This is a genomic window from [Clostridium] scindens, from assembly GCF_019597925.1.
Classification (GTDB): Bacteria; Bacillota; Clostridia; order Lachnospirales; family Lachnospiraceae; genus Clostridium_AP.
In genome coordinates, this window is record NZ_CP080442.1 from 639,225 (window position 1) to 660,713 (window position 21,489).

The window sequence follows — 21,489 nt, forward strand, 5'->3', positions numbered from 1 at the left end:
TTGAATATGCAGTTAATGAAAAGTTTCCGCGAGTATGTAGAAAAACTGGAAGCGTGTGGAGAGATCGTTCCGGTTACGAAGGAGGTGGACTGGAATCTGGAGATGAGCGCCATCACAAGGCATGCCTATGACCTTCCATCCGCGGCGCCGCTCTTTAAGAATATCAAGGATTGCACGCCGGGGTTCGAAGTATTGGGAGCGCCGGTGGGCTTAAGCCCGGATAAGGAGCATCCATTCAAACGAGTGGCCCTCTCCCTTGGACTTCCCATTGATACTTCCGCGCCGGGAATCGTAAAGGCCTGGTCAGAACTTGCGGATGTTACGCCCATCCCGCCACGCGAAGTTGAGACGGGCGCATGCAAGGAAAATAAACTGTTCGGCAAGGATGTTGACTTGACGAAGCTTCCGGTTCCGTTGATCCATTACGGAGACGGAGGCCGCTACATCAATACCTATGGCATCTTCATCGCCCGCACGCCCGACGGATCCTGGGTAAACTGGGCGATATCCAGGGCAATGCTTGACGGCCCGCAGACGATCGCGGGAGTCGTGATTCCGACGCAGGACTTTGGCAAGATCTATGCCGAGTGGAAGAAGATCGGCAAGGAGATGCCTTTCGCGCTGTGTCTGGGCGTAGATCCGGCCATCGCCATGATCGCGGGCTACCCCCTTCCTTCCCGTATCAGCGAAGGAGAGGTGATCGGCGGCTGGTATGGCGAGCCAGTGGATGTAGTAAAGTGTGAGACGAATGACCTGCTGGTACCGGCATCCAGCGAGATTGTCATAGAAGGATTTGCATCCCTTGACCATATGGTTCCGGAAGGGCCGATGGGTGAATACGGCGGATATGTTTGGTCCGGGAAGAATAAGCCGGTTCCGTGTTTTGACGTGACTGCCATGACCTACCGGGACAACCCGATCATGCCGCTATGCGTGGCCGGCGTGCCGACCGAAGAAAACCATACAAACTGGGGAATCAGCATTGCCGCCAGCATCCAGAACGTGCTGGATAAGAAGGGATTTCCGATCAAGGAATGCTTTATTCCTATGGAATCGGCAGCACACTGGTTTGTAGTTTCCGTAGACCGCAGCAGGGAAAATGAAGACGATGAAGAACTGGCGCTCGAGATTGGCAAGGCAGTCTTCGCGTCAAAAGGAGGCTCCTATATTCCGAAAGTGATCGTTGTGGATGACGATATCGACCCAAGCAATATCAATCAGGTCGTATGGGCTCTGGCAACCCGCCATCACCCGGACCGAAGGGTAGCCATACCGGATCAGTACATCTTCCCGCTTGTGGCATACTTAAGCGCAGAGGAGAAAAGCGAGGCAGTGTCCACAAGGGTCATCTATAACTGCCTGACCCCTTTCCACAAATGGCCAAAAGAACGCCAGCCTGTAGAACCGTCATTCAGAGGCTATCCGAAGGAACTGCAGGAACAGGTATTGAAGAATTGGGAAGAGTATGGATTTAAGAAGGACTAGATCACAAGCATTATGGAGAGAAAAGGCATGAGAATCATTGTAGGAGTATCCGGGGCCAGCGGCGTGGAGATGAGTTATTACTTGCTGAAGGCTTTGAAAAGCATAGAGAATTGCGAGGTGCATCTGATTCTGAGCCAGGGGGCGAAGACGACTTGGAAACTGGAAAGCGACATTCCTGTGGAAGAACTGCTGAAACTGGCAGACTGCGTACATGACGAGCATAATCTGGCAGCGTGCATATCCAGCGGCTCCTTTGTTACGGATGGCATGATTATCATGCCATGCAGTATGAAGACGCTGGCCGGGATAGCCACAGGCTATGCAGATAATCTGACCGTCCGGGCAGCGGATGTATGTATGAAGGAGGGCCGGAAGGTAGTGCTGGTTCCAAGAGAGATGCCGTTCGGAAAGGTGCACATCAGGAACATGAAAGAGGCGTCAGACTTAGGCTGCGTGATCGTTCCGCCGGTACTGACATTTTACAATGGAGCAAGGACGCTGGAGGACCAGATCTGCCACATCGTGGGGAAGGTGCTGCTGCAGTTTGGAATTGACTATGACAAATTCGTGCCATGGACGGGGGCAGGAGAAGAATGTTAAGAGAAGAATTGTTTGATGGATATTCGGTATACTGTGACGTCATTCCCATGGGAAAAGATTACACGCTGGCCGTCTACGGGGGAGATACTCCCCACGTAGGCAGCGTGGTGCTATCAATAGCAAGACCTAGCCTTGCAGGAGAGGGCATCGGGGTGACATCCTCGGTGCTGTTTGGCGTGGGACATAAGGATGAGGCCATCGCACGGCTGTTCGCGGAAGCCTTGGCAAAGGAGCGGTACTGTACGGTGGCCTGCTCCTGCGGCATCCATGTGGATGATATTACGCCCGGACAGATAGAGGCAGTCCGGGAGGCCTGTGACCGGCTGCTCGGCCGACTGCTTAAGCAGACGAGAACGCCTAAGGAAGAGCAGTAGCCAGCCGGTATTCTGAATTTACCTCTACGGCTACCGCGTCCGACCTGCCAGTCTGACATATTTCATATACGCTATCCAGTGTCCATTGCTGCCGTTTCTGGCAGCTTTGTTCATTTCCGGACCAGTCTGGCACAAGCAAGTCTTTTCTGGAGATAATCTGATGCGTATCGCAGTCAAAGGTAAAAGAATCTGCGATAATATTCAGATACTCGCCTATATTTTCTATGGGAACCATCTTATCCGTTATCTGGTAGATTCTCTTGCCGCAGAGCAGCTGCGTGCAGTCTTGGGGATTGACAGAGAAATCTGTATCGGATGATTCTGTATCACGGTCATAGTGGAAGATATTATCCTCTGCTTTGACCATACTGCTTGGAATCGCCTCATGATAGCCACCGTCTGCCTCCACGATCAATTCCTGCCCTGGGCCATCTTTAACGGTATAGACATTCAAAAATGGTATGACATGGGAGGCGTTGGGGATGGAATCAGCCATCTTTGCAAGAGACTGGAAAGGCTCTTTGGTAATGCTTTGCTGCTTTAGTATCTTTCCGGACGAGTCTATGACAGCCAGTTTTCTTATATACCCGATCCAAGAGCCCAGATCTTCATCTGGCAATGTGTTTTCCAAGAGCGTGTAGTCTTCTCCCTTATAGGTGAACTGTGTTACATTGTCCGTGCTTAGAAGGCATTCTTCCTTATCTTTTGCGTAATGGCGAATGCCGCTTTCTAGAATGCCGCATCCGGCGAGGCATAGGGGAAGCAGTAAAATCAAAGATAGTATTAAAGATAATTTTTTCATTATAAGTTCATTCCTTTCTGCGTGATCGACTTTATCTTTTGAAAATGATTCTACCAGGAATTTTTCAGGATTTTATAAGGAAATAGAAAATAAAAAATGTATTTGACAAACATACTGTCGGTATGTATAATGAACTTACCATCCACATACAGGAGGGAGCCATGGCAAGAAATAAATATCCGGAAGAGACAAAAAAATTAATCGTTGATACAGCCGCCAGACTATTTATGGAGAAAGGATATGACCATACGTCTATCCAGGATATCATTGACAATCTGGGCGGTCTCACGAAAGGAGCCATCTACCACCATTTCAAATCCAAAGAAGACATCGTGTACGCGGTTTTTGAGAAGATGTACGCACAGGTAGACATAGATACGAAGAAGGTCTGCGAGAGTAAAAATATGAATGGCTTTCAGAAGTTACAGGAAGTCTTCAGATTATCCATCTTCAATCCGGCGCAGAACGATGTGCTCGTGGTAGCGATTGATATGATCAAGAATCCGCAGTTGCTAGTCATCTATCTGCGCGATATGGTGCAGACAGAGTCGACAGAGATGGTGAGGCGTATTCTTGAAGAAGGGATAGAAGATGGGTCTATAAAGACCGAGTACCCCAAGGAACTGGCAGAGGTATTGATGCTGCTGGGAGGAATATGGATCAATCCAATGGTTTATCCTTGCGATTCGTCAGAAATCGTGAAAAAGGTAAGATTCTACCAGCATATGCTGGAGGCGCTTGGCCTTAATATTATTGAAGATTCATGGATTGACCAGATAGAATCATATGCCGCATTGTATCAGGAGAATCAAAAGTAAGAAAAACTGTCCTGTTTTTACAGGGCAGTAAAATTTTAAAATTATACATACCAACGGTTGGTATTAAAAGGAGATAAGTCGTGATTAAAGTAAAAAGGGCAGGAAAAAACTTTGGAAACAGATCGGTAATAAATGACTGTTCCCTGACAATTGACAAAGGCGAGATCTATGCGCTAGTCGGCGTTAATGGGACAGGAAAGACCACTTTGATGAAGATGGCAGCAGGATTTTTACAGCCCTCTATGGGAGAAATCTATGTAGAGGGAGTATCGGCCTGGAAGAACAAGGAGAACATACAGAGGCTGATCGGCAGTCTGATCGAGGTTCCGGTGTTCTATGAGCACCTGTCAGCAGGAGAGAATCTAAGGCTGCATCAGGCCTATATGGGCTGTCAGGAAGACATATCCGCCATGCTTTGCACGGTGGGTCTGTCAGAGAATTATGATAAGCCGGTGGCGAAATATTCGATGGGAATGAGGCAGAGGCTGGCGATTGCAAGAGCCATGCTTCACAAGCCGGATATCCTGATCCTGGATGAACCTTTGAACGGGCTGGACCCTGTGGCAGTAGAAGATATGAGAGTGCTGCTGAGAAAAAAGGCGGATAAAGGAGTAGCAATTCTGATTTCCAGCCACATCTTAAGCGATGTGCTGCAAATTGCAGATAGAGTTGGCGTACTGTCGGAAGGCAGGATAAAAAGGGAGTTTGTCATGCAGGAATATAAAGAGCAGAGTTTAGAGACGTTCAGTCAGGAAGTTCTGGGAATCATGAAGGGAGAAGCGTAATGAAGATATGGGAGCAGGAATGGAAAAAGATCAATAAAAAGCCTTTTTTGCGGGGAATCATGGGGCTGGCGGCATTCAGCCTGTTTATTGCTATGCTCTTTCTGTTTATGCCGGACGAAGAGATGGGCAGAGGCGACGCCATGATCATCAGGGAGTGGAGAAGCCTGATCATACTGGTATCCTGCATCACGTTATTTGGATTTGCGGTGCTTGGGGCAGTCCTCTATGTGAATGCGGTTTTTAAGGAATACAGAGGCAAGCGCTCGCTTCTTTTGTTCTCCTATCCCATAGAGAGAAAAAGGATGTTCAGGGCAAAGGCCTGCCTGTCAGGCATAAGTATCATGGCAGCGGCGTTTATCGTAAACTATCTGGTGCTTTTGGTAGCGGGGCTTACATCGAATGTATTTCATATTATGCCGCATTCTTTTGGATTGGCGGAGATGATGGAACTTGTCATCTATAGTCTTGCGATGGCGGTCCTTGCAAGCGGCATCGGCCTGATCGCCCTTGGAATCGGCATGTTCAGATCCTCGGCTATGACGGTCGTTATAGCGACTCTGATTATCGCTGGAGTGATGACCAATCTGTTTTCCGCAAATATGTTTACCAGAATTGGCATCGCGATAGCGCTGGTTCTTGTATTGGCGGCAGGCTGCGTCGCATTTCATCAGATGGAAGTCAGGATTAAGAATATGGAGGTTAGGTAAATGCATCAGAAAAAGGGCTATTCAAAGGATTTTTACCTGGTCGTTATCGGCCAGATCATTTCACTGTTTGGAAATGCGGTTATGCGGTTCGCGCTGCCCATACATCTGCTGAACGTAACGGGATCAGCGGCCGTCTTAGGCGTGGTGTCCGGATGCGCATTTATTCCTCTGGCGGTGATGTCACCGATCGGCGGAATCATAGCGGATCGAGTGAATAAGCGGAATGTAATGGTATTTCTGGATTTTTTCACTTCTGGGCTGACCGTTCTATTCTTGCTTCTGTATGGGAAGGTAAGCATTACAGGAATGGTGCTGGTGACGCTATTCTTGCTGTATGGAATCAGCGGGGCATATCAGCCTTCCGTCCAGGCAAGTATTCCGGTATTGGTGGAGTCGGAGCATATTATGCCAGCGAATGCTGTTATCAATATGGTATCTTCCTTATCCGGCCTGCTGGGTCCTGCGCTTGGCGGCACGGCGTATAGCCTGTGGGGAATCTATCCAGTGCTGTCCATTGCCGCGGGGTGCTTTTTTCTTATCGGCGGTGATGGAGATATTCATTAAGATTCCATATGAGAGGAAGCAAAGCACAGAATCCATCCTGCGTCAGACGAAAGATGATCTGTGCGAGAGTATTGCCTATATCGGCCAGAAAAAGCCGGAACTTGCAAAACTGACGCTTTGCTGCGCGGGCGTGAACCTGGTCATGTCTGCGCTGATGATCATCGGCCTGCCGGTTATCGTGATGAATATCCTTGACTTTTCCAAGTCTGAGGCATCCAGGCTATATGGATACATGGAGGCGATTCTTGCAATCGGCGGCCTGGTTGGAGGGATTGGCGCAGGCGTCTTTGGACGAAAGTTAAAAGTCAACGGAAGCTGGAAGCTTCTCCTTGCTTCAGGAATGCTTTTAATCCCCATGGGGGTCGTGCTTATGATAGAGTGTCCGGCGTATCTGGCATATGGGGTGCTTGCAGCTGCGGGGCTTGTCATTATGTCTCTTTCCGCCATCTATACCATACAGATTATGTCTTATATCCAGATGACCGTGCCACATCATATGGTTGGCAAGGTCATCGCCTGGATTATCGCGGTGTCTACATGTGCCCAGCCGGTGGGGCAGGTTCTGTATGGAGTCCTGTTTGATGAGATGGCGAAGAACGTATATATCATTTTTGGCGCTGCTACTATTTGCTCGGTGCTTATCGCGCTAGGAAGCCGGAAGGCGACGAAGGCGTTATGATGCGTTTTTAGATAGAGCAGGAAACTTAGTTAAAATATATTGTACATTCATCTTGAATTGATTATACTGAGAATATTGAAGTTAGAGTAGATTCGGAAGGTTGCGAGGAGAGATAAAGGATGTTTTTTTTCTTTGATGTTAATGAGTATAATGATGGGATACCAGGATATGAGCAAATGATGAAGCCAATCCTTGCAGCATTAGTGGAGTTAGGTGGGAAAGGAACCGTTGCGGAAATCGATAGGAAGGCAAGCGAGTTAATGAATCTGCCGGAAGATATTTTGAAGATTATGCATAAAGGTTCTACAACCAGAAGCGAAGTAGCTTATCGGATGGCCTGGGCCAGAACGTATTTGAAGAGTTATGGCTTGATCGAGAATAAAAAGAGAGGATTTTGGTCCGTTACAGAAAATTTTGATGGAGATATTGAAAATATTGATCCTTCTGAAATTGTAAGAAAACTTCAAAACGAGAAAGAGCAGGTCAATAAGGGAGAAAGAAGTTTAGAATTCGAATCTGCAAAGGCGTTTGAAAATCTGAGTATATCCTTGCTTAAGGATATAACATTATCAGAAGGAAAGAGGATATCAATCAATGCAATAGCCAATGAATCCCCATTTGATTTGTACTTGCCAGATGGCATAGATGATTATAGTGGTCACTTGAATTGTGCGATTAAATTTGAAGCAGAGGGGAAACGTCATAGTTTATCAATATTGCAAGAGTATTGTGAAGAACTTAGAGCAGGCTTAAAAGAACAGAGATTATTGCTTATAACAAATCTTATTATTCCGGAAGAGTTTAGAAATAAATACAGGGATATGATATTTTTTTGGGATAAGGAAGATTTAGAAGAACGAATAGATCCAGAAGCATCATATGCAGGCTATCTAATCAATCCCCAGAAGACTTTCATAGAAGAAATCGTATCGTTAGATGTTTCCAGGGAAGAACGAGATAAAGAAAAGGAAAACTATATCAAAAGAGTTTCAACTGCTTTTAAAAGCGGAGACATGGTCCTTTTTCTCGGAGCGGGAATTTCTATTGATGGAGGCATACCATTATGGGATACATTGATAAAGCGGTTACATATCCATATGATAAATAGATTGAACAAGGATTGGACATTAAATGCAAAAGAACAAGAAATAATGAAGGGGCTAGCCTTTAGTAACGAAATGGATTCTCCTTTATTACAAATGCGATACATAAAGTCAGCATTTTCGAATGATGAATATTATAAGCTAGTACATTCTGTGCTCTATGAAAGTAAGACTAATATTGATACAAAATTGTTAAGTGCTATAGCCAAGATCTGTACTCCGCAAAGGTCATACTGTGGTGTGAAAAATATTATTACTTATAATTTTGATGACCTGCTAGAGAGAAAATTTGACGAAAGGGACATTAGATATAATGATATATCCTGTGAAGAAGACAGACAGGTAGTGGATAAATTGAATATATATCATGTACATGGCTATTTGCCTAATAATATGAAAAAACTAAAAGGAGAGCCGGAACTGATATTTTCCGAGGAAGATTACCATAGAGTGTATCGGGATGCATATTCATGGTCTAATCTAATTCAATTGAATGCCTTACGTGAAAATACTTGCTTATTTATTGGATGTTCATTAACGGATCCTAATCTTAGAAGACTGTTGGACGTGGCAACAAGAAAGGAAGAGATGCCCAGACATTTTGCAATTTTAAAAAGAAACGAGATTAAAAATAATAATCTCGTTAGCAAGTCTGATCGGGAACTCCTTGAAATATATCAAAGGATAGATAATAATATCCAAGTGGGTTATTATCAAGAATTAGGACTTAATATTATATGGATAGATGATTATAGCGAGATTCCTGAAATACTTGAAAGAATAATTGAATGAATATTATTCATTGACAGCCGGAATCCTTTCTGCTATACTGTCTGCAAGATCAAAGGAGGCGATAGGCAATGCCACGAATCACAAAGGAACCGGCGGAGCGCAGACAGGAGATTATAGATACGGCCATGAGGCTATTCTATGAAAAGGGATATGAAAGGACGTCGATTACAGATATAGCGAGGGAGATGGGTGTGGCCCAGGGACTTTGCTACCGATATTTTGCGTCAAAAGAAAGTATCTTTGACACTGCACTGGAACAGTACGCGGATATGCAGGTAGCTCAATTGTCACGGGGAATGCTGGATTCTGGGCGTTCCCTTAAGCAGATGATCGCAGAGATGCCGACCTTCCTGGATGTAGAGACGGATGATAATTTCTATTATAAATTTTGCCATGAAGCCGGAGGCATAAAGACGCACCAGCAGCTGTCCATGAAGATCTGCGAGAAGATGATGCCTATTGTAGCACAAATGCTGGAGCGGGCGGTTGAAAGAGGCGAGATAGGGCCTTGCGATACCCGGACAGCCGCTTCTTTCTGCGTATATGGCCAGCTGGGTATTCTGCTGGACCGTACGGTCGACGGAGAAGAACGGGTCCGAAGGATTAAGACATTTTTGCTTGGCATGCTGGATATAGCAAAGTAGTTTTCCCTGCCGTTAGGGGCAGGGATTCTTTAAACAACAATAATGAATGATATTCATTCAATGGAAGGAAAGAGAATTATGGAAACAAAAATGGATTTTGTAAATGAGAGCACAGGCAGATGCTTCTGGATGATGTTCCTGCCGGTCATGGCGGCTATGTTTCTGAATATGGCATATAACGTGGTTGACAGTTTGTGGATCGGGAATCTGCTGGGGGAGAGGGCCTATGCGGCACTGACCAGTTCGACACCGGTTATTTTGATCTTAAATTCGATTGCCATGGGAGCCACCAATGGTGTTGCAATCCTGGTATCGCAGGCAATCGGGGCGAAGGACCGTAAAAAGGCGGACGGGATTATTGCGACTTCGCTTATCGTTGCAGTGGCGTTTGCCCTATTGGTGACGATCCTGCTGGAACTGTCTCTGCCGATGGTCCTTCATGTACTGAATACGCCAAAAGAGACCTGGCAGCTGGCAAAAGAATATCTGTCTATCTATCTTTTGGGATATATGGCGGTATATCTGTACTGCTATCTTACAGCGGTGCTCAGAAGTTTCGGCAATGCGGTCTTCCAGATGGCTGCAATGCTAGTCTGTACCATGTTAAATGCCATCCTGGATCCTTTGTTCATTCGGCGAATGGGATTTCGGGGAACAGCCATCGCCACGTTACTGTCCCAGACGATCTGCCTGGCGTTCATGGTGATCTATATGTATAGGAAAAAAGTAATACGGCTCCATATCCAGGAATTTCGTAAGGGATTGATCGGGGAGATTATTGCCAAGGCAGTCCCTTCCGTAATCCAGCAGAGCATCCCGGCCATCAGCACAGCGTTTCTGACATCGCTGGTAAGCAGCATGGGCCTTTGTGCGATAGCGGCCTACGGGATAACGGGAAAACTGGAGATTATCCTGTTCTATCCGGCGATGGCAATCAATATGGTGCTGACGAATATCATCGGGCAATGCGCCGGAGCAAAAAGAAGCGACCGGGAAAAGGAGTATCTCATATATGCCCTGAAGATGGGGGGAATTCTGCTACTACTTTTGTCTGTCGGAGTAGTGGGATTTGCGCGTCCGCTGTCGGGACTATTTTTAAGAAGCGAAGATGTCGCGGGAATCGTTGCGGGATATTTCCTGATTGTCGGCGCAGGCTATGTGCTGAATACGGTAACGAACTGTTTCCTAGGGGCGTTAAATGGACTGGGAAGACCTTTTAAAAGTATGATGCTCATGGTATTTTACTATATTCTTGTCAGAATGCCGCTGGCTTGGATCCTCAATCATGCAGGATGGGGGCTTGATGGAATCTGGACGGCAGTGCTGATCAGCCATATCGTTGCAAGCATAGCTGCTTTTTATGCAGGATACACAGAAATACGCAAAGAAGCAGAGGCGAGTGCCATTATTGATTGAACGAGACTAGAAAAGGGGTGGGAAGATAGTGTCCTACTCCTTTTTGGCTATGTTGAACAAAAATATCAGGATTTATTTGTAAAATTGTTAGAATTGACAAACCATGGATATATGCGTATTATAATATTAAATAATATTTATAAACACTATTTAGAAATAATATTTAAAATCAGAAAAGAAAAAGGAGAAGACAATATGGCAAAGAAATTATTTACGACGATCTATGGACGCAACCTGGTGGGAGAGCTTAAGAACATCGTGCAGAGGCCATACCTGGTGGTGACAATGGAGGACTTATGGGACCGGTTCAAGGACGAGTTCGATGATGACTGCATCGTGCATTTCGTGAAGACGCTGGAGTACGACGAGATCATGGCGGAGGTGGAGAGGCTTCCGAAGTTCGAGGCGGTCATCGGCCTTGGCGGAGGCCAGGCGGTGGACTATGCCAAGATGGCGGCGTGGAAGACCCATATGCCGCTTTACCAGGTGCCGACCTCCATCGCCACCAATGCAGTGTTCGGGCATCGCGCAGGGGTGCGCTTCGACAGCGTGGTAAGATACGTGGGCTACGTGGAGCCGGTAGCGGTCTATGTGGACTACGACATCATCCAGAACGGCCCGAAGGACCTGAACCGCAGCGGCGTGTGCGACGTGCTCTGCTACAACAACTCTATGTTCGACTGGAAGTATGCGGCGGACCAGGGGAAATGCGAGGCGAAGTGGCCCTATGACGAGGAGATGGTGGCGGAGGTCAAGGAGGTGTTCGACTCCGTGGTGAATGGCCTGGATGACATCTACGAGCTGAACGAGAAGGGAATCCTCACCCTGACGGAGGGCCTGAGATGGGGCGGCGGGGCGTTCCACAACAATGGCTGGAACCCGAGGCCGATCGAGGGAAGCGACCACTTCCTGTTCTACACGCTGGAATACATGACGAAGAAGAAGTTCATCCACGGCCAGCCGGTATGCCTGGGGATCTTCGTGGGCTCCGCGATGGGCGGGAACGACCCGGACGGGATCCTGGACCTCATCCACCGCGCGGGAGTGGAGATCCGCCCGGAGGGAATGGGGATCACGTGGGACGACGTGTTCGCGGCGATCAAGTACGAGAAGGAGTTCCTGGAGAGCAACGGATACTGGTATACGGTGGTCAACGACTTCGAGGTGACGGAGGAATTCTGCCAGATGATCAAGGAAAAGGTGATCGCCAAATACGGCGAGTGGGATAAGTAAAGGAGGGGATGGTTTGAGAGGCAAACAAGATGCGTATGACATAGACTTTACTTCCACGACGGCGAAAGTGCCCTGGGCAGACAAGATTATCCACAGCATGTATGGTGCCTATAGTTTTCAGGTATCCTGGGTGATTTTCGGATACTATCTGGTGTATTTTTACACGGATGTGGTCGGATTGAGCGCGACGGTGGCAGGAACCATCATGCTGGTGGCCCGTTTTGCGGACTGCTTTACAGACTTGTGGGTGGGCTATATGCTGGATAATGTCTGTTACCGATGGGGGCGCTACCGTTCCTGGGCGATCTTTGGAATTATACCGCTGTTCCTTTTGTTCGTTGGCGTATTTACCGCGCTTCCGACGGAGAGTACTGGACTTAAGATCGCATGGGCGGCTATCTGTTATGGCTGTTTTGGAGCAATAGGGGCCACATTCTCATTCATGCCTCAGATTGCCCAGTTCTGCAACATGACCAGAAATCCCAGAGAAAGGGAAACGATCGCTGTCATCAAAAGCGTATGCACCAATCTGGCCCAGGTAGTCGCGGCTTCCCTGTTTCTTCCTCTGGTCAATCTGTTCGGAGGAAATAGCGGCAATCCGGCGCAAGGGTATTTCTGGGCGGCAGTCGCTATAGGCCTCACGGTGATGTTTTTTCAGATATTGAATGTTATTATGACCAGAAAATATGAGTTAAACCGCGACGGATCCTGCAGGGAGCATTTAAGACAGGTGGATCATGAGAAGGTATTTGCGCAGCTTAAGAGTTTTGGCAGGAACCGGCCCGCAATCATACTTCAGATCGGAGAAGTACTGAAGCAGATCATGCAGGCAATCAAAAATGGAATGGTTATCTATGTATTTACATATTATTTGGGGCTGAAGGGCTTTTATTCGGTAGCCATGTTTGCATTTACTGTGGCGTTAATGGCGGGCGTGTTCTTCATGAAGCCATTGATTAGAATGTTCCGGGATACAGGGAGGGCCTACCAGTTCTGCATGATGGCAGGGGCGGGCACCAGCGTTCTCCTCTATATCCTCTGCAGGATATACGGTCCCGGGGCGGCAGCGGATTCCATGCAGTTTGGAGTGCTGTTCATGCTATTCATTGTCAATGGAATATTCAGCGGCGCGTATTATTCATTCTCCAATGTCATGATACCGGCGACCGTGGATTATGGGGAGTGGAAGAATGGCAAGGGTCAGGCAGGCATTATATCCGCGATCAACGGGTTCTGCATCACGATTGGCGCAGCGCTTGGAGCGCAGATTATGGGCATCCTTTTGGATGGTTCCGGCTATGTAGCCAATCAGGCCCAGTCGGTGTCCACGCTGAACTGGCTCTTGATCCTGGCGTTTATCATTCCTGCCATTGTGACAGGCATCCATTTTGTGATGCAGATGTTCTACGGGCTCAGCGATAGGCGGCTGGATGAGTGCATGAAAGAAGTGCGGGCCAGAAGACAGAAGTGCGAGACAAAAATAGTTGAGGAATCTATGGAAATGTAATTGACAAATAAATGGATTCATTATAACATAATATTAAATGGTGTTTATAAATTATATTTAGGAAATAAAATGCAGATTATGAAAGGGAGATAGAATTATGGCAAAGAAATTATTTACGACGATCTATGGACGCAACCTGGTGGGAGAGCTTAAGAACATCGTGCAGAGGCCATACCTGGTGGTGACAATGGAGGACTTATGGGACCGGTTCAAGGACGAGTTCGATGATGACTGCATCGTGCATTTCGTGAAGACGCTGGAGTACGACGAGATCATGGCGGAGGTGGAGAGGCTTCCGAAGTTCGAGGCGGTCATCGGCCTTGGCGGAGGCCAGGCGGTGGACTATGCCAAGATGGCGGCGTGGAAGACCCATATGCCGCTTTACCAGGTGCCGACCTCCATCGCCACCAACGCGGTGTTCGGGCACCGGGCGGGGGTACGCTTCGACAGCGTGGTAAGGTACGTAGGCTACGTGGAGCCGGTAGCGGTCTATGTGGACTACGACATCATCCAGAACGGCCCGAAGGACCTGAACCGCAGCGGCGTGTGCGACGTGCTCTGCTACAACAACTCCATGTTCGACTGGAAGTATGCGGCGGACCAGGGGAAATGCGAGGAGAAGTGGCCCTATGACGAGGAGATGGTGGCGGAGGTCAAGGAGGTGTTCGACTCCGTGGTGAACGGCCTGGATGACATCTACGAGCTGAACGAGAAGGGGATCCGCACCCTGACGGAGGGGCTGAGATGGGGCGGCGGGGCGTTCCACAACAATGGCTGGAACCCGAGGCCGATCGAGGGAAGCGACCACTTCCTGTTCTACACGCTGGAATACATGACGAAGAAGAAGTTCATCCACGGCCAGCCGGTATGCCTGGGGATCTTCGTGGGCTCCGCGATGGGCGGGAACGACCCGGACGGGATCCTGGACCTCATCCACCGCGCGGGAGTGGAGATCCGCCCGGAGGGAATGGGGATCACGTGGGACGACGTGTTCGCGGCGATCAAGTACGAGAAGGAGTTCCTGGAGAGCAACGGATACTGGTATACGGTGGTCAACGACTTCGAGGTGACGGAGGAGTTCTGCCAGATGATCAGGGACAAGGTGATCGCCAAGTACGGCGAGTGGGATCAATAATAATATGCGAAAACGACCAGAGGTGCGCAGATGAAAGTATACATAGTAAAAGATTATCATGAGATGAGTAAAAAGGCGGCGTCCATTATTGCCGTACAGGCAGCCATGGACCCAGACAGCGTTCTGGGCCTGGCTACAGGCTCTACCCCGGTAGGCGCCTATGAATATCTAAGGAAATGGTCTGAGGAAGGAACCCTTGATTTTTCAGGCATTCGTACCGTGAATCTGGATGAATATAAAGGGATAGCAAAGGAAAGCGACCAAAGCTATTATCATTTTATGCGGGAGAACCTATTCGATCATATCAATGTCAAAGAAGAAAATACCTACATTCCCGATGGAGAAAAAGAGGATATCGATGCTGTGTGCAGAGACTACGAAGCGTTGATCCGGAAACTTGGCGGCGTAGATCTCCAGCTTCTGGGGATCGGGAGAAATGGGCATATTGGATTTAATGAACCTTCGGAGACGTTCCCGGGAGAATGCCACTGCGTAGATCTTGCAGAGAGCACCATCGAAGCCAACAAAAGATTCTTCGAAAGCGCCGAGGATGTTCCGAGGCAGGCTTACACAATGGGAATCGGAACCATCATGAATGCAAAGAAAATCCTGCTGCTCGCAAGCGGAGAAGATAAGGCAGAGGCTATGTACCAGACGATGTGCGGCCCTATCACGCCACGGGTGCCAGCATCCGTGCTGCGGCTTCACCGGGATGTAACAATCATTGCCGACGAGGCAGCTATGGCAAAAGCAGGGACAAGATAATCTTGATGAAACAGGAGGGAGAGGTCAGCATGACGACATTGGAAAAAGATAAAAAATATTTGATACAGTGCTATACAACGGATGATATTGTATTTACCAAAGGCAAGGGTATGTATATGTACGACGAAGACGGAAAAAAGTACCTGGATTTCTCAGGCCAGTTCTCCGCATGCACCCTTGGACATGGAAATGAAGAAATGATTGAAGCCTTAAAAGATCAGCTTGAGAAACTAGTGTCAGTGACTTCCTGTTTTGCGACAGAAGAAAGAGCGGCCCTGGCGGAAAAGATGATCGAGATATCTCCGGAAGGCCTGGACAAGGTTATGTTCGGCTGTACCGGATCTGACGCAAACGAGTTTGCTCTAAAACTGGCAAAATATTACCGCGGAGGCGGAAGAATCATATCTTTTAGAAGAGGATTCCATGGCTCTACGGCAGGTGCGGCTGCGGCAACCGGAAAGTCGGAGATGATCCAGGAAAACTCGGGAATATCGGAACTGCTTCCAAGGGGATTTGTCCACTCAGCCCCGCCTTACTGCTACCATTGTGATTTTGGCAAAGAGCCGGGCAGCTGCGGCCTCCAGTGCCTGAAGTATCTGGAGCAGACCATGCTCCATGAGGGCGGAGATAAGATCGCGGCAGTCATATCAGAGCCTATCTTTGCGGCTGGCGGCGTTATCGTGCCGCCGAAGGGATTCTGGAAAGGTGTAAGAGAATTGTGCGATAAGTACGGCGCGCTTCTCATTTTTGATGAGGTAGTAACCGGAATCGGACAGACAGGTTCCATGTTTGCCTGTCAATATGAAGACGTGACCCCGGATATCCTGGTAACGGGAAAAGGGCTTACCAGCGGCTATGTTCCTGGCTCGGCCGTACTCTGCCGCAAGGAGATCGGCGAGGCGATGAGCAAGATCAGCCTTCACGGACATACGCATTCCTGCTATCCGATGACCTGCCGCAGCGCTTTGAAGAATATAGAGATTATTGAGAGAGAGGGACTTGTAGAAAATAGCCGCCTAGTGGGAGCGTATCTGCATGAGAGGCTTCTGGGCTTAAAAGACAAGTATGAGGTGATAAAGGATGTACGAGGACGCGGACTTCTTCAAGGGATTGAGATAGAAGGAAGCGAGAAGGCGGACAAATATGTGCTGGGCCAGGAGTTCTATGAGACTATGCTCAGAAACGGCCTGATTACAGAACTGGAGAGCCGGAAGAACCTGGAGAACGTTGTCGTTGTCATGCATCCTGCCTTGATCACATCCAGGGAAAATGTGGATGAAGCAGTTGAAATTATTGACAAATCTCTTTCGGCTTGTATACAATAATCTAATAAATTCAGAGGGAGATTCATAACGCTATGACGAGAGAAAAGAAACAGGTTTTGACGGTAAAGAATATCAGAAATGTCAATATGGAAAATATTCTCCAATCTATCCTTAGAAAACGGGAGACTACGAGAAGCGTCCTTTCTAAAGAGAATAATATCAGCCTTATGACGGTAAAGCATGTGGTAGATGACCTGATCGAGGCCAAAATCCTGGTGGAAAAAGATTCCTGTAACTCGGATGTGGGGAGAAACCCCAAGGTGCTTGAGATTGCAGAGAACTACGGGAATATCGTGTGCGTGAATCTCACCTCGAAAGACGAGATCAGCTTCCTGATATATGATATCTATGAGAATCTTCTGAAAGAGCAGAGTATGCTGCTGCATCAAGATAGGCCTTATCGGGAAGAACTGGCCGCGGCAATAGCGGCCATCCAGGCAGAACTAAAAACCATACCATCGCTGACCGTCGGCGTGGCAGTATTTGTGCCAAGTGCATACGATGCCAGCGTGGACCTGGTGAATTATGATTTGATACCGGAGTTTAAAGAACTGCATATCAGATCATTGTTTGAAGAGAAATTTGAAATTAATAATATATTGATACTTCATGATGTATTTGCAGCGGCAAGATCAGAGTATGATAGTCTGAATCCCAAGATGGAGAGCCAGTTTTATTTCTATTGCGGCTATGGCGTAGGCGGCTTTTTCATTCATAAGGATGAGGCGGTTGCCGGCGCCAGGAATATGGCAGGAGAAGTAGGAAAAATGCTCGTATCTATGGATGGAAGAGAGGCGGCATATGCAACGCTGGAAGAATTCGTATCCATCTCCGCGGTAAAGCAGAAGATGAAGGAAGCGGGAATGGAAGGCAGTTTTGACGAACTGCTGATACAGTATCAGGCAGGAGATAAAAGGGCAGGAGAAATATTTGACCCAGTGCTAAATACAATATGCCGTGTTCTATACAATCTTCTATGGGTATACAATCCTACCAGGATCGTAATTGACAGTTGCAAAAGTGATTACAGCCAAGTGATTACAGAACATTTTGAACAGTTTATGGAAAGTATGAAGAATGACGCGATTCCCATACATGTGGAGGCAAGGACCGCAAAATATGATGAATACCATATGATGCGCGGCTGCTTCTATATGGCCAGAAATGCATGGATCGAGGGGATAGCCGACTCCATATAGCAGGCTGATTGCATCGGAAAGTAGGAATGGAGTAATATGGAAAGCGTAATTATTGGAATTGACCTTGGGGGAACCAATCTGCGGATTGGAGCGGTAACGCCGGATAACAGAATGCTGGCTCCAAGAGTAATGAAAAGTTCGATTGTGGCGGATGCAAAGAATCCAATTGGAAAGATCTGCGAGATTATCACAGGCTATATAGAGCAGAATCAGCTCGAGAATGTGGAAGCAATCTCTATAGGGGTTCCTTCCTCCGTGGAGAATGACAAGGAAACGGTGATCTGCACCACTAATATACGAAATCGGGCGGGAGAAGTTGTATTTTCCCATACGAATATGGCAAAGGACGTCAGGGAGCATTTCCAGATTCCCGTATTTATCAACAACGATGTAAATAATATCATGCTGTATGATATTGCCGCCAACCAGCTGGAAGAGAAAAAGGTGGTAGTAGGAATCTATATCGGAACAGGAGTGGGCGCGTCGGTGGTGATAGATGGAAAGCCTCTGGAAGGAAAGAACGGAGCGGAACTTGACATTGGGCATATGCCTTACTTCCAGGGCGAGGTGGAATGCAGCTGTGGAAAGAAGGGGTGCTGCGAATGCTACGCTTCCGGCTGGAGACTTCAGGAAATCCGAAAAATATATTACCCGGATACAGACATTAAAGATATGTTTACGCAGCACAAGGATGAACGCCCGCTTAAGGAATTCATCCAGGCGTGCGCGAATATATACGCGGTCATGGCTACTATATTTAATCCGGACACCATGATTGTAGGAGGCGGCGTGCCGGAGATGAAGGACTTTCCCAAGGAAGAATTTGAAAGAGAAGTAAACAAGAATACAGGAACGGATGTCATGTATTATGGATTCGATTATCTGTATTCGAGAGAATTCGTAGGAAAAGGAGTGATCGGCGCGGCCGTGTTTGCAAGAAGGAAATTAAGACCTATATAAAGTACGATGCGGAGAGGCTATGAAGTCTCTCCGCTTTGCATATCACCGGCAGCCCCGGGCATAGAGGAATCCCGCCCTAAAGGTTGTGCAATCTGGCCATTTGTCTTATAATAGATGCGATTACTAGAATGAAGGATTGGTAAAAGGTACGAATGATGAATAGAAAAATAATGAAAAAGGCAGCAAAGCGCAGCCTAAAGAAGCACTATTGGATCTTCCTGGCTGCGTGCCTGATCGCGGCTTTTCTGAATGTGGAATTTTCCGGGACTCTGAGTTTTGCACAGGTGAATGTAAAGCCGGCCCAAGAGGCAGAAGGAAGTCCATCTTCCGGGAACACCGCGCTTCAGCAGGCAGGCGCGTGGGATGTTATGAATGATATCCTCAGCGGCAATGAGAAGGAAGGAAAGCAGCTGTCCGAGCAGATCAGGCAGGCGCAGATTCAGCAGTCCGGGCAAGCGAATCCCGCATTTGGCAGGAGCAGAGGCGTGCTGGCCCAGGCGGTGAACTCTATTACATCCGGCTCTTTATTTGTAACCATCGCGTCTGCGGTCAATGGAATGGTGAAGTCAAAAGAGGTGGCGCTTCTGATCCTGATTGGCCTTAGCATGACATTGATGCTGGGCTTCTGGTTCTTTGTTACCAATGTATATATGGTGATTTCCAGAAGGATATTTCTGGAGGGGCGTAATTTTGAGATCGTGCCGATCCAGCGTTTCCTTTTTCTGTTCCGCGTGCGGAAATGGACGAAGGCGGCATGGACCATGCTGGTCAAATACATATATGAGTTTTTGTGGTCATTGACGGTTATTGGAGGGATCATCAAGCATTATTCTTATTACATGGTGCCATATATTGTGGCAGAGAATCCGGATATTTCCGCAAAGAACGCAATCCGGCTGTCCAGGAAGATGATGAATGGGCATAAGTGGGAATGCTTTGTATTTGAACTGTCATTTCTTGGATGGAGTATGCTGGGAGCAGTTACGATGGGGCTGTCACAGGTGCTGTATTCCAATCCATACAGGGTGGCATCTTTTACAGAGTATTATGTTGCCCTTAGAAAAATGGCCAAAGAACGGAACATACCGGAGGCGCAGCAGTTAAATGATATCTATCTGTATCGGCCCGCCGGGAGGGAAGCACTGGATCTTGCATATGCTGATGTGATTGCGGTGATGAAAAAGCCAAAGAAGGAGATAGACGACCTGAAAGGCATCCGCAAGTTCTTTGCGGACTATTTGGGCATCCTGCTGTTCCCGAGCGCAAAAGAGAGAGAGTATGAGAAGGATCAGGCAGAGCGGACCAGGATCTTTGCCCTGCAAAGAGCGGTAGAAGGGAAGTGCTACCCCAGCCGCCTGGATCCGATTCCAGAGATGGCGAAGCGGCAGAAGGTAGAGACGGTTCATTATATGCGTCATTATACGGTGTGGTCCCTGATACTATTATTCTTTATATTTTCCTGCATCGGATGGGTATGGGAAGTAAGTCTTCATCTGGTAAATGACGGTGAATTTGTCAACCGCGGAGTCCTCCATGGCCCATGGCTTCCGATATATGGAAGCGGCGGCGTTCTGATCCTTACCGTGCTCAATAAGTTTCGCAAGAACCCGGCGGCAGAATTTGTGGCGATCGTCGTATTGTGCGGAGTGGTGGAATATTTTACTTCTTATTATCTGGAAGTGACCCAGGGAAAGAAATGGTGGGATTATAGCGGATATTTCCTGAACCTGAATGGCCGCATCTGCGCGGAAGGGCTGCTGGTATTTGGCGTGGGAGGCATGGCTATTGTATATGCGCTGGCCCCTGTCCTGGATAACTTTATACGGAGACAGAAGCTAAAGGTAGTGATTCCTGCCTGTCTGGTACTTCTAGGAGCCTATATAGGAGATGCCGCATATTCGTCGGAGCATCCCAATGCGGGAAAAGGGATCACGGACTATCAAAGCAGGGATGTAAGACTTGACATGTATGCCAATAAATGATAAGATGCAAGTGATCACTTGCAAGGAGATTGAATATGCTTGACGATACCCAGGAAAAGATTATTAAAGCGACGATGGAACTGGTGATGGAAAAAGGATATTCCAATACCACGACGAAAGACATTGCCCGAAGCGCCGGGATCAATGAATGTACAATTTTCCGCAAATTCAGGGGTAAGAAGGAAGTCATACTGGCAGCGATGGAAAAGCCGGAGTGGAATCCGGATTTAAAGCCAGAAGACTTTGAAGGATATTCGGGAGATATGCTGGAAGATCTTACTCGTTTTTCCAAAGTTTATATGCAGAAGGTAACGCCCCGAATGGTAAAGGTATCTATCGGGCTTCGTACGCCTGAATTATATCCTTATACTGCCAAAGGAATCTTGAAGATTCCTCAGACCTTCAAGAAGGCATTAAAAGAATATTTTGTGGAGATGAAGGAACGAGGAAAGATCCGGCGGGCAGATCCGGAGGAACTGGCAATGATGTTCTTGTCCATGAATTTTGGGTTCGTATTTTTGAAGGCATCTTTCGGCTCTGAACTTTCACCGATCGAAAGTGCAGCGTATATCGAAAGTAGCATAAACACTTTTGTAAAAGGGATTCTATAAAGA

21 protein-coding genes are annotated in these 21,489 nt (G+C 47.6%); 20 read left to right on the top strand and 1 reads right to left on the bottom strand.

All coding sequences use genetic code 11. The features are described 5' to 3' along the window. Positions 1-6: 6 nt before the first annotated feature. The 3 genes from K0036_RS02870 to K0036_RS02880 are packed head-to-tail and all read left to right on the top strand — an operon-like array spanning position 7 to position 2,459. Positions 7-1,485, top strand: a complete 1,479-nt coding sequence (locus tag K0036_RS02870; RefSeq protein WP_220430704.1) for a UbiD family decarboxylase — start codon at positions 7-9, stop codon at positions 1,483-1,485. Between the two features lie 27 nt (positions 1,486-1,512). Further along, positions 1,513-2,085 (top strand): UbiX family flavin prenyltransferase, encoded by a 573-nt coding sequence (locus K0036_RS02875; protein WP_220430705.1) that lies wholly within the window; start codon positions 1,513-1,515, stop codon positions 2,083-2,085. After that, positions 2,079-2,459 carry a hypothetical protein gene (locus tag K0036_RS02880; protein ID WP_220430706.1) on the top strand — a complete coding sequence of 127 codons (381 nt, stop codon included), beginning with the start codon at positions 2,079-2,081 and terminating at the stop codon, positions 2,457-2,459. Before K0036_RS02875 ends, K0036_RS02880 begins: the two co-directional genes overlap by 7 nt. Here K0036_RS02880 and K0036_RS02885 read toward each other — a convergent pair. Continuing rightward, positions 2,443-3,261, bottom strand: a complete 819-nt coding sequence (locus K0036_RS02885) for a NisI/SpaI family lantibiotic immunity lipoprotein (RefSeq protein ID WP_180213990.1) — start codon at positions 3,259-3,261, stop codon at positions 2,443-2,445. The two genes, K0036_RS02880 and K0036_RS02885, sit on opposite strands and share 17 nt — an antisense overlap. 161 nt (positions 3,262-3,422) lie before the next feature. Here K0036_RS02885 and K0036_RS02890 point away from each other — a divergent pair, with 161 nt between their 5' ends. From K0036_RS02890 to K0036_RS02965, 17 genes are all read left to right on the top strand, one after another. Next, positions 3,423-4,079 (top strand): TetR/AcrR family transcriptional regulator, encoded by a 657-nt coding sequence (locus K0036_RS02890; RefSeq protein ID WP_173693558.1) that lies wholly within the window; start codon positions 3,423-3,425, stop codon positions 4,077-4,079. Positions 4,080-4,159: 80 nt separating this feature from the next. After that, entirely contained in the window at positions 4,160-4,864 is a 705-nt protein-coding gene (locus tag K0036_RS02895) for an ABC transporter ATP-binding protein (protein WP_220430707.1), read from the top strand. Next, positions 4,864-5,571 (top strand): ABC transporter permease, encoded by a 708-nt coding sequence (locus tag K0036_RS02900; protein ID WP_220430708.1) that lies wholly within the window; start codon positions 4,864-4,866, stop codon positions 5,569-5,571. Before K0036_RS02895 ends, K0036_RS02900 begins: the two co-directional genes overlap by 1 nt. Beyond that, positions 5,572-6,135 (top strand): MFS transporter, encoded by a 564-nt coding sequence (locus K0036_RS18960; RefSeq protein ID WP_259283375.1) that lies wholly within the window; start codon positions 5,572-5,574, stop codon positions 6,133-6,135. It abuts the gene before it with no gap. Beyond that, complete coding sequence (locus K0036_RS18965) at positions 6,119-6,814, top strand: hypothetical protein (protein ID WP_259283376.1); 696 nt, start codon at positions 6,119-6,121, stop codon at positions 6,812-6,814. The genes K0036_RS18960 and K0036_RS18965 overlap by 17 nt, the downstream gene beginning before the upstream one ends. A gap of 119 nt (positions 6,815-6,933) precedes the next feature. Further along, positions 6,934-8,709, top strand: a complete 1,776-nt coding sequence (locus tag K0036_RS02910; RefSeq protein WP_025645393.1) for an SIR2 family protein — start codon at positions 6,934-6,936, stop codon at positions 8,707-8,709. A 68-nt stretch (positions 8,710-8,777) separates the two neighbouring features. Beyond that, positions 8,778-9,353 (top strand): TetR/AcrR family transcriptional regulator, encoded by a 576-nt coding sequence (locus K0036_RS02915; RefSeq protein WP_173693562.1) that lies wholly within the window; start codon positions 8,778-8,780, stop codon positions 9,351-9,353. Between the two features lie 78 nt (positions 9,354-9,431). After that, positions 9,432-10,769 carry an MATE family efflux transporter gene (locus K0036_RS02920; RefSeq protein WP_220430709.1) on the top strand — a complete coding sequence of 446 codons (1,338 nt, stop codon included), beginning with the start codon at positions 9,432-9,434 and terminating at the stop codon, positions 10,767-10,769. 195 nt (positions 10,770-10,964) lie between these two features. After that, positions 10,965-12,002: an iron-containing alcohol dehydrogenase gene (locus tag K0036_RS02925; protein ID WP_220430710.1), complete on the top strand. Its 1,038-nt coding sequence runs from the start codon at positions 10,965-10,967 to the stop codon at positions 12,000-12,002. A gap of 13 nt (positions 12,003-12,015) precedes the next feature. Further along, positions 12,016-13,509 (top strand): MFS transporter, encoded by a 1,494-nt coding sequence (locus tag K0036_RS02930; RefSeq protein ID WP_220430711.1) that lies wholly within the window; start codon positions 12,016-12,018, stop codon positions 13,507-13,509. A gap of 97 nt (positions 13,510-13,606) precedes the next feature. After that, positions 13,607-14,644 carry an iron-containing alcohol dehydrogenase gene (locus K0036_RS02935; RefSeq protein ID WP_220430712.1) on the top strand — a complete coding sequence of 346 codons (1,038 nt, stop codon included), beginning with the start codon at positions 13,607-13,609 and terminating at the stop codon, positions 14,642-14,644. 30 nt (positions 14,645-14,674) lie between these two features. Next, entirely contained in the window at positions 14,675-15,409 is a 735-nt protein-coding gene (gene nagB, locus K0036_RS02940; RefSeq protein ID WP_025645386.1) for a glucosamine-6-phosphate deaminase, read from the top strand. Positions 15,410-15,438: 29 nt separating this feature from the next. Further along, on the top strand, positions 15,439-16,734 hold the full coding sequence (locus K0036_RS02945; protein ID WP_220430713.1) for an aspartate aminotransferase family protein: 1,296 nt from the start codon (positions 15,439-15,441) through the stop codon (positions 16,732-16,734). 32 nt (positions 16,735-16,766) lie between these two features. Then, positions 16,767-17,933, top strand: a complete 1,167-nt coding sequence (locus K0036_RS02950; protein WP_220430714.1) for an ROK family protein — start codon at positions 16,767-16,769, stop codon at positions 17,931-17,933. A gap of 36 nt (positions 17,934-17,969) precedes the next feature. After that, positions 17,970-18,893 carry an allose kinase gene (gene alsK / locus K0036_RS02955; RefSeq protein ID WP_220430715.1) on the top strand — a complete coding sequence of 308 codons (924 nt, stop codon included), beginning with the start codon at positions 17,970-17,972 and terminating at the stop codon, positions 18,891-18,893. 152 nt (positions 18,894-19,045) lie between these two features. Then, a complete protein-coding gene (locus K0036_RS02960) occupies positions 19,046-20,875 on the top strand; it encodes a DUF975 family protein (protein WP_220430716.1) in 1,830 nt (609 codons plus the stop codon). 35 nt (positions 20,876-20,910) lie between these two features. Beyond that, positions 20,911-21,486 (top strand): TetR/AcrR family transcriptional regulator, encoded by a 576-nt coding sequence (locus K0036_RS02965; protein ID WP_220430717.1) that lies wholly within the window; start codon positions 20,911-20,913, stop codon positions 21,484-21,486. Positions 21,487-21,489: the final 3 nt, after the last annotated feature.

Coding starts and splice junctions, on each gene's coding strand:
- K0036_RS02870 (WP_220430704.1), top strand. CDS start 7: ATGCAGTTAATGAAAAGTTTCCGCGAGTATGTAGAAAAACTGGAAGCG.
- K0036_RS02875 (WP_220430705.1), top strand. CDS start 1,513: ATGAGAATCATTGTAGGAGTATCCGGGGCCAGCGGCGTGGAGATGAGT.
- K0036_RS02880 (WP_220430706.1), top strand. CDS start 2,079: ATGTTAAGAGAAGAATTGTTTGATGGATATTCGGTATACTGTGACGTC.
- K0036_RS02885 (WP_180213990.1), bottom strand. CDS start 3,261: ATGAAAAAATTATCTTTAATACTATCTTTGATTTTACTGCTTCCCCTA.
- K0036_RS02890 (WP_173693558.1), top strand. CDS start 3,423: ATGGCAAGAAATAAATATCCGGAAGAGACAAAAAAATTAATCGTTGAT.
- K0036_RS02900 (WP_220430708.1), top strand. CDS start 4,864: ATGAAGATATGGGAGCAGGAATGGAAAAAGATCAATAAAAAGCCTTTT.
- K0036_RS18960 (WP_259283375.1), top strand. CDS start 5,572: ATGCATCAGAAAAAGGGCTATTCAAAGGATTTTTACCTGGTCGTTATC.
- K0036_RS18965 (WP_259283376.1), top strand. CDS start 6,119: ATGGAGATATTCATTAAGATTCCATATGAGAGGAAGCAAAGCACAGAA.
- K0036_RS02910 (WP_025645393.1), top strand. CDS start 6,934: ATGTTTTTTTTCTTTGATGTTAATGAGTATAATGATGGGATACCAGGA.
- K0036_RS02915 (WP_173693562.1), top strand. CDS start 8,778: ATGCCACGAATCACAAAGGAACCGGCGGAGCGCAGACAGGAGATTATA.
- K0036_RS02920 (WP_220430709.1), top strand. CDS start 9,432: ATGGAAACAAAAATGGATTTTGTAAATGAGAGCACAGGCAGATGCTTC.
- K0036_RS02925 (WP_220430710.1), top strand. CDS start 10,965: ATGGCAAAGAAATTATTTACGACGATCTATGGACGCAACCTGGTGGGA.
- K0036_RS02935 (WP_220430712.1), top strand. CDS start 13,607: ATGGCAAAGAAATTATTTACGACGATCTATGGACGCAACCTGGTGGGA.
- nagB (WP_025645386.1), top strand. CDS start 14,675: ATGAAAGTATACATAGTAAAAGATTATCATGAGATGAGTAAAAAGGCG.
- K0036_RS02945 (WP_220430713.1), top strand. CDS start 15,439: ATGACGACATTGGAAAAAGATAAAAAATATTTGATACAGTGCTATACA.
- K0036_RS02950 (WP_220430714.1), top strand. CDS start 16,767: ATGACGAGAGAAAAGAAACAGGTTTTGACGGTAAAGAATATCAGAAAT.
- alsK (WP_220430715.1), top strand. CDS start 17,970: ATGGAAAGCGTAATTATTGGAATTGACCTTGGGGGAACCAATCTGCGG.
- K0036_RS02960 (WP_220430716.1), top strand. CDS start 19,046: ATGATGAATAGAAAAATAATGAAAAAGGCAGCAAAGCGCAGCCTAAAG.
- K0036_RS02965 (WP_220430717.1), top strand. CDS start 20,911: ATGCTTGACGATACCCAGGAAAAGATTATTAAAGCGACGATGGAACTG.